The sequence below is a fragment of the Ruegeria sp. HKCCD9138 genome, from assembly GCF_057220975.1.
This window is the reverse complement of sequence record NZ_JBWVAZ010000003.1, coordinates 407,191-419,390: the sequence shown is the minus strand read 5'-3', so window position 1 is coordinate 419,390 and position 12,200 is coordinate 407,191. Positions and strand designations below refer to the sequence as shown.

The 12,200-nt window shown below is 58.8% G+C and carries 14 protein-coding genes; 4 read left to right on the top strand and 10 right to left on the bottom strand.

What is annotated here, in order from left to right; genetic code table 11:
• Positions 1-7 precede the first annotated feature (7 nt).
• Together AC2TEL_RS07855 and AC2TEL_RS07850 are read left to right on the top strand one after the other, a co-directional pair.
• Positions 8-604: a TetR/AcrR family transcriptional regulator gene (locus tag AC2TEL_RS07855; RefSeq protein ID WP_480841013.1), complete on the top strand. Its 597-nt coding sequence runs from the start codon at positions 8-10 to the stop codon at positions 602-604.
• A gap of 84 nt (positions 605-688) precedes the next feature.
• Positions 689-904 (top strand): hypothetical protein, encoded by a 216-nt coding sequence (locus AC2TEL_RS07850; protein ID WP_480841011.1) that lies wholly within the window; start codon positions 689-691, stop codon positions 902-904.
• Here the strand turns inward: AC2TEL_RS07850 and AC2TEL_RS07845 are convergent, their stop codons facing one another.
• From AC2TEL_RS07845 to AC2TEL_RS07805, 9 genes are all read right to left on the bottom strand, one after another.
• Positions 905-1,666 carry a Phenylacetic acid catabolic protein gene (locus tag AC2TEL_RS07845; RefSeq protein ID WP_480841009.1) on the bottom strand — a complete coding sequence of 254 codons (762 nt, stop codon included), beginning with the start codon at positions 1,664-1,666 and terminating at the stop codon, positions 905-907.
• Between the two features lie 16 nt (positions 1,667-1,682).
• The gene (locus AC2TEL_RS07840) at positions 1,683-2,756 is read right to left on the bottom strand and encodes a 2Fe-2S iron-sulfur cluster-binding protein (protein WP_480841007.1); all 1,074 of its coding nucleotides are present in this window, start codon (positions 2,754-2,756) and stop codon (positions 1,683-1,685) included.
• Between the two features lie 13 nt (positions 2,757-2,769).
• Complete coding sequence (gene paaD, locus AC2TEL_RS07835) at positions 2,770-3,228, bottom strand: 1,2-phenylacetyl-CoA epoxidase subunit PaaD (RefSeq protein WP_480841005.1); 459 nt, start codon at positions 3,226-3,228, stop codon at positions 2,770-2,772.
• A gap of 4 nt (positions 3,229-3,232) precedes the next feature.
• Entirely contained in the window at positions 3,233-3,991 is a 759-nt protein-coding gene (gene paaC / locus AC2TEL_RS07830) for a 1,2-phenylacetyl-CoA epoxidase subunit PaaC (protein ID WP_480841003.1), read from the bottom strand.
• Positions 3,991-4,275: a 1,2-phenylacetyl-CoA epoxidase subunit PaaB gene (gene paaB / locus AC2TEL_RS07825; protein WP_170404692.1), complete on the bottom strand. Its 285-nt coding sequence runs from the start codon at positions 4,273-4,275 to the stop codon at positions 3,991-3,993. Before paaB ends, paaC begins: the two co-directional genes overlap by 1 nt.
• Before the next feature lie 23 nt (positions 4,276-4,298).
• Positions 4,299-5,291 carry a 1,2-phenylacetyl-CoA epoxidase subunit PaaA gene (gene paaA, locus AC2TEL_RS07820; protein ID WP_480841001.1) on the bottom strand — a complete coding sequence of 331 codons (993 nt, stop codon included), beginning with the start codon at positions 5,289-5,291 and terminating at the stop codon, positions 4,299-4,301.
• Between the two features lie 72 nt (positions 5,292-5,363).
• Entirely contained in the window at positions 5,364-6,566 is a 1,203-nt protein-coding gene (pcaF, locus tag AC2TEL_RS07815; RefSeq protein ID WP_480903048.1) for a 3-oxoadipyl-CoA thiolase, read from the bottom strand.
• A 232-nt stretch (positions 6,567-6,798) separates the two neighbouring features.
• A complete protein-coding gene (locus tag AC2TEL_RS07810) occupies positions 6,799-7,005 on the bottom strand; it encodes a hypothetical protein (protein ID WP_480903046.1) in 207 nt (68 codons plus the stop codon).
• Between the two features lie 150 nt (positions 7,006-7,155).
• Positions 7,156-7,974 carry a cyclase family protein gene (locus AC2TEL_RS07805; protein ID WP_480840996.1) on the bottom strand — a complete coding sequence of 273 codons (819 nt, stop codon included), beginning with the start codon at positions 7,972-7,974 and terminating at the stop codon, positions 7,156-7,158.
• 260 nt (positions 7,975-8,234) lie between these two features.
• On the opposite strand from AC2TEL_RS07805, the gene AC2TEL_RS07800 reads away from it, so the two are divergent.
• Positions 8,235-10,322 (top strand): 3-hydroxyacyl-CoA dehydrogenase NAD-binding domain-containing protein, encoded by a 2,088-nt coding sequence (locus tag AC2TEL_RS07800; RefSeq protein ID WP_480903044.1) that lies wholly within the window; start codon positions 8,235-8,237, stop codon positions 10,320-10,322.
• Positions 10,323-10,503: 181 nt separating this feature from the next.
• On the opposite strand, the gene rpe is transcribed toward AC2TEL_RS07800, so the two are convergent.
• Complete coding sequence (rpe, locus tag AC2TEL_RS07795) at positions 10,504-11,193, bottom strand: ribulose-phosphate 3-epimerase (RefSeq protein WP_480840991.1); 690 nt, start codon at positions 11,191-11,193, stop codon at positions 10,504-10,506.
• Positions 11,194-11,361: 168 nt separating this feature from the next.
• On the opposite strand from rpe, the gene phnC reads away from it, so the two are divergent.
• Positions 11,362-12,183 (top strand): phosphonate ABC transporter ATP-binding protein, encoded by an 822-nt coding sequence (phnC, locus tag AC2TEL_RS07790; RefSeq protein ID WP_480903043.1) that lies wholly within the window; start codon positions 11,362-11,364, stop codon positions 12,181-12,183.
• Positions 12,184-12,200: the final 17 nt, after the last annotated feature.

Sequence of the window (12,200 nt, the reverse complement as noted above, 5' to 3'; positions counted from 1 at the left end):
TCACGATTTGGCCCGTACGATAGCGAAAGACCACGATCACAAGCGCGAACGCATTCTGAAATCGGCCGCGCGCGTCTTTGCGCGTGAAGGGTTCGACCGGGCCTCGATGGCGCAGTTGGCAACCGAGTGCGGAATATCCAAGGCTAACATCTACCACTACTACGATAGCAAGGATGCCATCCTTTTTGACATGCTCGAATCCTATCTGCGGCAGTTACGTGATGGGATTTGCGGGCTGGATATGGACGGGCTCAGCGCGCCGGACCGGCTACGAAAGGCGGTTCGGGAGATTCTGCTGGCCTATCAGGGTGTGGACGATGAACACCGCGTCCAGTCCACGGGCATTTCGGCCCTGCCTGCGGATCAGCAAAGGTTGCTGCGCGGCTATCAGCGCGATCTTGTGGTTTTTCTCAGCGACATCCTCGCCGATATAGCACCGAACGTTCTGCGCGAAGACGCTGCCAAGCTGCGCGCAACGACCATGTCGGTTTTTGGCATGCTGAACTGGTTTTACATGTGGAACTCGGGTGCTGACGCCGAGGCCCGCAAAAATTATGCTACGCTTGTCAGCGACCTGACCCTGGACGGTCTGAATGGCCTTTAGGGACCGACGGCAAAGGCTCCCTTGCGCGGATGTGATTTGGTTTTTCCTGTCTTTCGGGGTTCAATAGGGGGCAGGAGGGCGCCCATGCAAACACCCGAACGGTTCGACAAGTTCTATTTCACCAAAGTCGGTTTGGGCGAGGCCTGTGGTTGTGCCGAAAAGGTGATCGACGTCTATGAATTCAACCGTCAGGGCGGCGCTCAGGCGAAGCGATCCGTTGCGCAGAAAAGGCCCAAACGTCGTTCGCTCAGGTCTTTTGCCTTGAAATACGGGCTGATCAGTCGCAGCCGCGCGGATTAATCATTCAGGGGCGGTCAGACCCAATTGTTTGACCGCGCGGGTCGCCTGGACCGTCCACCGCGACTTCAGTTCGGACCCGCTCAGGCGACGCAGCCCCTGCTTTCTCAGGTGCTCCATCTTCTCGTCGCTCGCAGTGCCAAAGCTTGCCGCCACGCGCGGCCACCAGTACTCCACCGATTTTTGCATCTGCTCGGTTTCACCCTGCTCGGCCAATTTGACGGCACCTTCCAGAGCCAGCTCACCATGGTGTGCTTCGATCGGGGCGATGGACCGGAACGCCTCGGCCAATGGCTGGTATGAGATGGTCGAGAATTCGGCCAGTTGCTCGGCTACGGCGCGGCTCATCAGCAGGTTCATGATTACCGCATCTGTCCAGCCATTGATCGGATAGTTGAAGACCGCAAGGCGCATATCGTGCTCGCTACGGGTCGCGCCGATGTCTGCGCCCCGGCTTAGCCGGGTGGTCCACGGATGATGAGTTACGTATCGCTGAGTATCAGCGCCGAATTCGCCCATTATCTTCAGAACGCGATCTGCGTTGTCGGTTTTCTCAAGCACGATCTTGGCGGCCGCGATGCGTTCCTTGATGCCGGGGCCCATGTTGATGACGTCGGCAAACCCGGCGGCACCGGCCAGTTCACTGTCAACGAATGTGGCCATCAGCTTCATCAGTTCGGCACGATAGCGGGGCGGGACGTTGGTCGGGTTGGTCAGAACGCCGCCCGCAGCCAGATAGCTGTCGATTGTCATGTCTTCGGCCATTGGTCCTCTCCCCTTTTTACTGGTCGTAGTCGACGACAACGCGGTCGGTCACCGGGTAGGCCTGACAACTCAGGACATACCCTTTTTCAACCTCGTAGTCTTCAAGTGCGTGGTTTGCGACCATTTCAACCTCGCCTTCCAGCACCCGGCAGCGGCAGGTCGAGCAGACCCCGGCCTTGCAGGCATAGGGCGCGTCCATCGCGTTTTCCAGGGCGGCTTCCAGAATGGACTGATCCTTGGGTAAGGTTATGGTCTGTGTCGACCCGTCCAGCGTTATGGATGCTTTGGTCTGATTAGCTTGAGTCGCCGCATCGGCCGCAGTTGTTTTGCGCTTGGCGCGACCGGGCTGAGCGCTGGCGAAGAGTTCGAACTTGATCTGGTCGTCCCCCAGTCCATGTTCGCGCAGCGCTGCGGCGATACCCAGCATCATCGGTTCGGGGCCGCAGATGAAGGCCGTGTCGACGTTCTTGATATCGATCCAGTGCTTGAACAGTTCAGCGCATTTTTCCTGTGTGACCAGCCCGGTAAACAAATCGATTTCCTGCGCGTCAGTTTCCAAAATATGGATGACGTTGAGCCGGCCCATATAGAGGTTTTTGAGATCTTCAAGTTCTTCGCGGAACATGATCGTATTGATGCCTTTGTTGGCATAAATAAGCGTGAACTGAGATTTGGGCTCGCGCGCAAGGACAGTCCTCAGGATGGACAGGACAGGCGTGATCCCCGATCCGCCGGCGAACCCCAGATATTGCTTGTCGGATGACGGCTCGATCGGGGTGTGGAAGCTGCCCATGGGCGGCATTGCCTCGACAATGTCTCCGACTTTGAGATCCGCATTGGCCCAGCTCGAAAAGGCGCCGCCGTCCACCCGCTTGATCCCGACCTGCAATACACCGTCGTCCTTGCCGGCGCAGATCGAATAAGACCGGCGCAGTTCTTCGCCATCAAAGTCACGGCGGAAGGTCAGGTACTGGCCGGCAGTGAAATCGAACTGATCCGCAGTTCCGTTCACCGGCTCCAGGGTCACAACCACCGCATCGCGGATGGTCTTGTGGATGTCGGTGACTTTCAGGTCGTGGAAGCGTGCCATCCGGTGCTCCTCCTCAGATGCACTTGAAATAGTCAAAAGGTTCCAGGCAGTCGGTGCAGCGCCAATGCGCCTTGCACGGGGTCGAGCCAAACTGGCTGATCTTTTCAACCGCCTTGCTGCCGCAGCGCGGGCAGCGGCTAGGCCCACCCGCAGGCTGCGGTGGGGCGATGCCGAATTTTTCCAGCTTTTCCTTGCCCTTGTCGCTCAGCCAGTCTGTCGTCCAGGCAGGCGAGATACTGGTCTCGATGCGGATATCGCTGATACCGTGGTCCCGCAGGGCCGTTTCGATGTCCATGCTGATGACGGATGTTGCCGGGCAGCCGGAATAGGTGGGTGTTACCGTCACCTTCAGCGTCTTCTCGTCCCAGCGCACATCGCGCACTATGCCCAGATCGACGACCGAAATCACCGGAATCTCAGGGTCGGGTACGGCATCCAGCCATTCCCAGATCTGATCTGTCGAGGCACGCATCGATTTACCAGGTCGCGCCGGGATAGGCGCGTTGAAGCCACTGCATCTGGGTCAGAAGGTGACCCAAATGTTCCGTATGCATGCGCCCGTCACGCCCGCCCTTGTGGGCAAAGCGACTATCGGGGATCGTCAGCGTTGCGTCGTTCAGGATCCGTTCGACCAGAGCATCAAACTCTGCGCGCAAATCGGCCGGATTGGGCGCGATACCTGCCGCAACCATCTCGGCATCGACATCGTCGCTGGCGAACATCTCACCGACATAGGGCCAAAGGTAATCCAGCGCTTCCTGCATCCGTGTTTGGCTTTCCTCGGTGCCGTCACCCAGCCCGACGACAGTGTCGCCCGAGCGTTCGAGGTGATAGGCAACCTCTTTGCTGGCCTTTGCCGCGATGGCGGCGACGCGATCGTCAGAGGACTTCATCAACCGCCCCAGCATGATCGAATGCCACGCATCGAACAGGAATTGCCGCATCAGTGTCCGGCCAAAGTCACCGTTTGGCACTTCAACCAACAGCACATTGCGAAAATCCCAGGCGTCGCGCAGAAAGGCCAGGTCATCGGCGCTTTTGCCGCCGTCGATCTCACCCGCAAGCCCCAGCCACATCTGCGTCTGGCCGATCAGGTCCAGCGCGGTATTCGCCAGCGCGATGTCTTCTTCCAACACGGGCGCGTGGCCGCACCACTCGCTGACGCGATGGCCCAGGATCAGGGTGTTGTCCCCCATCCGCAGCAGGAATTGCAGGAAAGCTTCGTCGCGGGTCATCACATTGCCCCCACTTCTTCGGGGATGTCAAAAAAGGTCGGGTGGCGGTACACCTTGCTTTCGCTGGGTTCGTACAGCGGGCCTTTGTCGCTGGGCGATGAGGCCGAGATGTTGTTGGCCTCGACCACCCAGATCGAAACGCCTTCGTTGCGGCGGGTATAGACGTCGCGTGCGTTCTTGATCGCCATTTCGGCGTCAGGCGCGTGCAGCGAGCCGACATGACGGTGGCTCATGCCGTGTTGACCGCGGATAAATATCTCCCACAGGGGCCATTCGTTATTCATCGGGTTTCCTCCTCAGGGTGGGCTTATTCGGCTGCCAGATTTCCGGCGCGTTTCTTGCGGGCGTGGGCCAGAAGTCCGTCGCGGACCCACTTGCCGTCATCCCAGGCCTTGTTGCGTGCGGCCAGACGATCCACGTTACAAGGGCCGTTCCCCTTAATGACGTCGAAGAATTCGGACCAGTCGGGCTCTGAGAAATCGTAGTGCCCGCGTTCTTCATTCCATTTCAGATCCGGATCAGGGATTGTCAGGCCCAGGTATTCGGCCTGCGGGACCGTCTGGTCGACGAATTTCTGGCGCAGCTCGTCATTGGTGTTGATCTTGATCTTCCACGCCATCGACTGTGCTGAATGAACCGAGTCCTTGTCGGATGGCCCGAACATCATCAGCGACGGGTACCAGAACCGGTTCAGCGCATCCTGTGCCATTTTCTTCTGTTCCGGCGTGCCTTCCGCCATCTTTCGGATCGCGTCATAGCCCTGGCGCTGGTGAAAGCTTTCTTCCTTGCAGATGCGGATCATAGCACGGGAATACGGCCCAAATGACGTGCGCTGCAGCGGCACCTGGTTCATGATCGCCGCGCCATCGACCAGCCAGCCGACCGCGCCGATATCGGCCCAGTTGAGCGTCGGATAGTTGAAGATCGACGAGTATTTCATGCGGCCGTCCAGCAGCATCTCGGTGATCTCGTCGCGGCTGACACCCAACGTTTCCGCTGCGCAGTACAGGTAAAGCCCGTGCCCGGCCTCATCCTGCACCTTGGCCAACAGGATCGCCTTACGTTCAAGCGTCGGGGCGCGGGTGATCCAGTTCCCCTCGGGCAACTGTCCCACGATCTCGGAGTGGGCGTGCTGGCCGATCTGGCGGATCAGGGTCGCGCGGTAATCGTCAGGCATCCAGTCCTTGGGCTCGATCTTGATATCGGCGTCGATCTTGTCCTGAAAGGCGCGTTCCTGTTCGGTCATCTCCTCGCGGGATTTGACGCCCGTTCCGGCCGTTTTGATCATCTGAGCATACATGTGGGGTCTCCTCCCATATTTGATGCCGCGCAGCGGAAACCGAGATCCGGGTCCCGCTTTTCGGGCTGCGCGTCACACGCGTTCAAGTACAAGTGCGGCGCCCTGGCCAACGCCTACGCACATCGTGCACAGCGCGTAGCGACCGCCGGTGCGGCGGAGCTGGTATGCTGCCGTCATCACCAGCCGCGCGCCAGACATGCCAAGCGGGTGGCCAATGGCAATCGCTCCGCCATTTGGGTTCACATGAGGTGCGTCGTCAGGCACACCCAATTCGCGCAGCGTGGCCAGACCTTGTGAGGCAAAAGCCTCGTTCAATTCTATCACATCCATCTGTTCGATGCTTAGTCCGGCGCGCTCAAGCACCTTGCGGCTGGCCGGGACCGGGCCGATACCCATAATACGGGGTTCGACACCCGCAACGGACATCCCAACGACGCGTGCAATCGGGGTAAGCCCATTTCTGCTCGCAGCAGCTTCGTTCGCCAGCAGGATGGCCGCCGCGCCGTCATTAACACCCGATGCGTTTCCGGCTGTGACCGTCTTGTCCGGGCCGTTGATCCCCTTGAGAGCAGCCAACTTGTCAGCCGTCGTGCCCGGGCGAGGATGCTCGTCCGTGTCCACGGTGATCGGGTCGCCCTTGCGCTGGGGAATTGTGACCGGGGTGATCTCCTCCTGAAACACCCCGGCCTGGTGCGCCGCGGCCCAGCGGGCCTGGCTGCGTTCCGCAAAAGCATCCTGATCTTCGCGGCTGATGCCATAAGCTTCCGCCACGTTATCTGCGGTTTCCGGCATCGAGTCGATACCAAACTCTCGCTGCATCCTGGGATTCACGAACCGCCAGCCAATTGTGGTGTCGTATACGGCATTTGCACGCGAAAACGCGGATGTGGCCTTGGGCATGACGAACGGTGCGCGCGACATGCTTTCGACACCGCCTGCGATCGCCATGTCGTAATCTTCGGCCTTGATCGCCCGCGCGGCCATGCCAACCGCATCCATTCCGCTGGCGCAAAGCCTGTTGAGCGTTGTTCCCGGCACGTCCATTGGTAGCCCGGCCAGCAAGGCAGCCATGCGCGCCACGTTGCGGTTGCTTTCCCCCGCCTGATTGGCATCGCCAAAGATGACGTCATCGACACTGGCCCAATCGACCTGTGGGTTCCGTGCCATCAATGCCGCCATCGGAACAGCCGCCAGATCGTCGGTCCGAACCGCGCTGAGGCTGCCGCCGTAGCGACCGATAGGAGTCCGCTGAGCGTCGCAGATAAAGGCATCCATGGATCGAACTCTCCCTACTAGGTCAGCAACAATAATTGACCGCTAGGTCGGTTAATAAACCTGCGTGTGATTCGCGGCAAGAAAAAATGTAACGTGAATCTGGATACGTTAAGAAAAATGTAACATATCAAGCCCGACAAAAGAAAAAGCCCGCAGAATTGCGGGCTGTCACGGCGGTCAGAACGATGCGACGGTCTTGATCCAGATCTCTTGAAAAGGCTTGGCGATACCTTCAGACGACACCAGCCATAACAAGGCGAATGATGTCTTTGCGATCAATTCCACGCGTGGCCAGATCGGCGTCGCTCAACGACCATAGCATTTGCACTTTGCGCGACTTGGCGCGTGCCTCGCCAATTTCAGCGAATGCGACACAAATGCCTTTGGCAATATCGGCTGCAATTTCGGTCAAAGACAGGTGAGTGGTGGATTGACGCATTGATCCATCTTTCGTCGAGGTTTTTTCACCGACGTGATTTATTCATCCTGGCCGCAATCGGCCATACAGTATTGCGCATAGCCGTTGTGCAGCGTGTGCAGATCAGAAGTATGATGTCCTTGAACCCAATAGCCACAATTGGATGTGTCTTTAAACCATCGCGAAAATGCGGGCCGGTCCGCCCGTTCCACCGCGGTGCGTGGGTGCACCTACAATCAAAGTGGCACCGCTGGCCGGTACCTTATCGAGATTTGCCAGATTTTCGATACCATACCTATTGGTTGGCAGCCACGCGTGATGTGTTGCGAAATCTGCTGATGGCCCATGATCCAGCGACAGGGAATCTACGGCAATAGCCACTGCGCCTGTTTCATCCATCAGCATCTGTGCTGCCTCGACGTGAAACCCTGGAAAGTGCATCGTACCGTCGTCATCGGCGTTGCGGAATTCAGGTGAGTTGGCTTTGTTTCCCCAGCCGGAATGCATCGCAACACAGGCACCTTCGGGGATCGGGCCGTGCGCTGCGATCCAGGTCTTTAGGTCATCTGGGGTGACCTGGGCATCTGCATCCTCACTCGCCCGCATGGCGATATCGATGACGCAGAGCGGACAGACCAGGTTCGACACCGGGATCTCATCCACCGACTGTCCGTCGGCCGAGAAATGCAGCGGCGCATCGATATGCGTTCCGGTGTGTTCATTGACCGCCAGACTGAACAGGTTGAACCCATTGTCCTCAAGATTGAAGATCTGGTCCGCTTCGATCCCCGGTTGGCCAAAATAGGTTGGGAAATCGGCGTCGTAGACGTGGGTCATGTCCACCATTTCTCCGTGCCCTGCGGCCATGGCCGGAGTGGTGCGTGCAGTCCCGAGTGCTGTACCCGCTGCCACAGCGGCGCTGGCCTTGAAGAACGATCGGCGGGACAGCATTCGGTCCTTCACCGAGTTGATGACGCAAATATCGCACATGATCATGCTCCCTGTTTGGTTCTTGGTGAAGACGACAGCATAGGGTCTTGGTACACCCAACAGCCTCTGGTCAGTTTAGGGCGCACACGATTGGTGACCCATAAAATACTTATCAATTCTTGGTGTTTAGCAAAAAACCGAACGATTAGTCGGTAAATGGGGTTGAATACGAGCGCGTCCCGGTTCAGTCTCCGGGCGCACACCATAACAAGGCCAAAAGCGGGTGTGCTGTGTGCATCAATCGGGGGAGTATGAGGCGAATGTCCCAGGTCATTGGATATGAGAAAGTTGGAGATATTGCCGTTCTTGCAGCGCAGAACCCACCGGTAAACGCTCTGGGTGTTGATGTGCGACGGGGCCTTTTGGCCGGGATCGAGCGCGCCGAGACCGAGGGGGCGCGGGCAGTGCTGATCCATGGAGATGGCCGGACCTATTTCGCGGGCGCCGACATCCGGGAATTTGGCAAACCGCCGCAAGATCCCTGGCTCCCGGCACTTTGTGATCGGATCGAAGCATCGCCACTATTGATCGTTTCGGCAATGCACGGAACCGCGCTGGGTGGCGGGCTCGAGGTCGCATTGTCCTGTCACTACCGAATTGCCGTACCTTCTGCAAAGGTCGGTCTGCCCGAAGTGAATCTGGGCATAATCCCGGGCGCAGGTGGCACTCAACGCCTGCCGCGCGTGACCGGAGTTCAGGCGGCGCTGGACATGATTACGACAGGCCGCCATGTGTCGGCGCCCGAAGCCTTGGAACTGGGTGTGCTGGACAGGGTCCAGGAGGGTGAACCGCGCCAGATCGGTCTGGAGTATGTGGCCGAGTTGCTGGAAACTGACACGCCTCGCCGACCGATCTGCGATATGCCCGCCCCTGAACCGATTGACTTCGACGCGGCCTATGATGCCGTGTTGAAGAAGGGGCGTGGTCAACTCTCACCGGCCGTCGCAGTGCGCGCGGTGCAGGCCGCCTGCGAGGCAGAAAGTTTTGTGGCCGGTCAAGCGCGTGAGCGTGAGTTGTTCATGGAATTGATGGCGTCTGATCAGCGCAAAGGGTTGATCCACGCCTTTTTTGCCGAACGCGCGGTGTCGAAACTGCCGGAACTGAAAGATGTCGCGCCGAGGGATCTGCATCAGATCGGCGTTGTCGGCGGTGGCACGATGGGTGCCGGAATTGCAACGTCTGCCCTGTTGGCAGGTTTGCAGGTGACGCTGCTGGAGATGTCCGATGACGCCGCCCACGCTGCCAAGGGTCGGATCGCCTCGAACCTTGGTGGCGCGCTCAAGCGCGGCAAGCTGACCCAGAGCAACCATGACGACATCCTGGCCAATAAGTTGGAACTGGCCACGGAGTACGGCGCTCTGAGTGCCGCCGATCTTGTGATCGAAGCCGTGTTCGAGGATATGAAGGTCAAAAAGCAGGTGTTTTCCAGCCTGGATGCGGTCTGCAAGGAAGGTGCAATCCTCGCGACAAATACCTCCTACCTGGATATCGACGAGATCGCGAAGGCAACGGGGCGGCCTTCTGACGTCATCGGGCTGCATTTCTTTTCGCCTGCCCATGTGATGAAGCTTCTCGAAATCGTCGTGGCCGAGCAAACCGGTCCCGAGGTTGTGGCAACTGGTTTCGCTCTTGGGCGCAGGTTGAAAAAAGTGTCCGTGAGGGCAGGGGTTTGCGACGGATTCATCGGGAATCGTATCCTGAATACGTACCGCGCCTGCGCCGATCATATGGTTTTGGACGGGGCAAGCCCGTTTCAGATTGACAAGGCTCTCACCGATTTCGGCTTTGCGATGGGTCCTTTTGCGGTATCGGATCTGGCCGGGTTGGACATCGGTTGGGCCGCACGAAAACGCAAGTGGGCGGAAGGGTTGGACCCGCGTGCCCGAGACAGCTCATACGCGGACAAGCTGTGTGAGGCCGGGCATTTCGGACAGAAGACTGGCAGGGGATATTACGTATACGAACCGGGCAAGCGAGGCGGTGTGCCAAACCCCGAAGTTTTGACTTTGGTGGAAACGGATCGAGCAACACACGGGATCACGCCGCGTGCATTCTCGGACGAAGAGATTGTTCGCCGCTACCTGACCGCAATGGCAAATGAAGCCGCCAAGGTGGTTGGCGAAGGCATCGCCCGCCGCCCGTTGGATGTGGATGTCGTCCTGCTTTATGGTTACGGCTTCCCGCGCTATTGGGGCGGACCTTTGAAATGGGCCGATATTCGAGGTTTGCCAGAAGTCTTGTCCGATATCCGCTCATGGTCGGCGGAGGACGGCTATTTCTGGCAACCTGCACCTTTGCTTGAAAAACTGGTCGCAGAAGAGCGCTGTTTCGAGGATCTGAACAGATAGCTTCCCTTCTGGTAAAGGGTTGTCGGCTTTAGGCAACGAAAGCCTCCCGCGCCCGCGCGATATTGGCTGCGCCAATACCGCTAGCGGCCTTGGGCCCGGCATCGCGCGTAGCACGATGCCGGGCCCAACAAAAGGAGGTGTTTCGACTGCAACACAGACGGCTGGCGGGAGTACCGCCTGATCAGGTCAGCACGCTTTCGGCTGCAGCGCGAACCGCACGGATATTCTCGCCATAGACTTCGGGTTTGTTTACGGATCCGCCCTTGAAGACAGCCGAGCCTGCGACCAGAACGTCAGCACCTGCAGCGGCAACCAAGGGGGCCGTTTTGGGGTCGACGCCGCCATCGATTTCAATATGGACGGGGCGGTCGCCGATCATCTGACGCAGACGGCGAATCTTGCTCGTCATGTCGATGAACTTCTGACCGCCAAATCCGGGGTTCACGGTCATCACGCAGACCAGATCGGTCAGATCAAGCAGGTGTTCGACCGCCTCGGCCGGAGTGCCGGGATTCAGTGCTACACCCGCCTTCATCCCGGCAGCGCGAATCGCCTGCAAGGTCCGGTGCGTATGCGGTCCGGCTTCGACATGCGCGGTCAGCACATCTGCGCCCGCATCCGCATAGGCCTGGATATATGGGTCGACCGGAGTGATCATCAGGTGCACGTCCATCACCGTCTTCACATGCGGGCGAAACGCTTTGACCGCTGGCGGACCGAAAGTGAGGTTCGGTACGAAATGTCCGTCCATCACGTCCACATGGACCCAATCGGCCCCCTGAGCCTCGATAGCCTGAATTTCCTGTCCGAAATTGGCAAAATCGGCAGAGAGGATTGACGGGGCGATCTTGATCTTGCGGTCAAAGCTCATGGTTGGCCTCATGTGAGTAACTTGGTGTCACGCGCATATATCCGCGAATGTGGCCAAAGTGTAGGCCTCTCAACAGGGCAGCGGACGTTTACAAAACTTTCACCGAACCGACACAAAGCCGTTGAATGGTATCTGTAGCTGACCGCCAACACGAAGTGGGGGTGGCACGTGCTGCGCATAGACAAGCTGACCAAACGTTTTGGCGACAACGTGGCTGTAGATGCCGCGACTCTGGACATCGACAAGCCCTGCATGATCGGCATTATTGGCCGGTCGGGTGCGGGAAAGTCGACTCTGCTCAGGATGATTAACCGCCTGACGGATTCGAGCGATGGCCAGATTCTGTTTGAAGGTCGCGACGTCACTCAACTCAAAGGCCGAGACAAGCGCGCCTGGCAGGCCGACTGCGCGATGATCTTCCAGCAGTTCAATCTGGTGCCGCGCCTCGATGTCGTATCAAACGTACTGCACGGAACGCTGAATCGGCATTCGACGCTGGCCACCATGTTCAACCTGTTTCCGATGGAGGACATCCATCGGGCCATCGATATTCTGGACCGTCTGGGCATTGCCGAACATGCGCCGAAACGGGCCGAAGCCTTGTCGGGCGGTCAGCAGCAGCGAGTCGCGATTGCGCGGGCCCTGATGCAGGACCCCAAGATCATTCTGGCGGATGAACCAATCGCCTCGCTGGACCCCATGAATGCGCAGGTTGTGATGCAGGCGCTACGTCGCATCCATGAAGAGGACGGGCGCACCGTCATCGCCAACCTGCATACGCTGGATACCGCGCGCCGCTATTGCGACCGCGTGGTTGGCATGCGCGACGGACGCATCGTGTTCGACGGGCTGCCCGAGCAGCTGACCACCGGCGTCGCCCGTGAGATCTATGGCGCCGATGCAAGCTTCTCGGAGGAGGCGACATCGACCGAGATCGACACGCTCGACGCCACCCAGAAGGCCCTGATGGAAGCCGAAGCCACCATCTGAGCCCCCCACCACCTTTC